At 48.1% G+C, this 597-nt stretch carries 1 protein-coding gene; it reads right to left on the bottom strand.

Features of this window, described 5'->3' with window-relative positions; genetic code table 11:
• On the bottom strand, window positions 1–401 hold a 401-nt coding region (locus A3750_RS18610), incomplete at its 3' end, for a GNAT family N-acetyltransferase (protein ID WP_156498729.1).
• Window positions 402–597: the final 196 nt, after the last annotated feature.

The following is a 597-nucleotide window of genomic DNA, read 5'->3' as shown; positions in this document are numbered from 1 at the left end:
TTCGGTTGAATCAATTCAGTAAGGTCGCCGCTGGAATGCATGCCGGGGATGGTGATATTTTCTTCCATAAAACCCGCATCTAAAAACACCTTGGTATAGATGGGAGTCGCTGCCGTAGAAACTTCGTTAACGCCCGCTTTGTGCAGTTGCTTGAGCAAATGGCTTAAAAGAATCTCGGCTAAGCGTGTGGAAATATGGCGTTGGGAAACATGCAGAAAATCGATACGTGCAAAACGTTCAGCCGGGCGGGCGCTTGCAGCGCCTAGTAAGCGATCACCGAGCATCGCAATACACAGCTGCGAGCCGTGCATAATTCGCGTGCCTGCCAACTCTTCGATTTGTCGGCGTACTTCCGGCGGCAGTGCGCCGGAGCTGATGTAGTTTATATTTACAGAGACCATAGCTCGGCTCCGTCTCACCCTAGGTTGTTATGCGGCTTGTTCTACTTGAATGCTGCCATTTTTTAGAAGCATAGCAACGAGCTCTTTGGTTTCCACTTTATTGCAGAAGGTTAACAGAGTCTGTGCGTCATATTCATCTTCTGAGCATAAGTATTGAACAAATGTTAAATGCTCTAAATCGAGCTCGGTACTGCAC

Source organism: Oleiphilus sp. HI0079 (genome assembly GCF_001635105.1).
The sequence above is the reverse complement of the archived record's forward strand: the minus strand, read 5'-3'. Positions and strand labels throughout refer to the sequence as shown.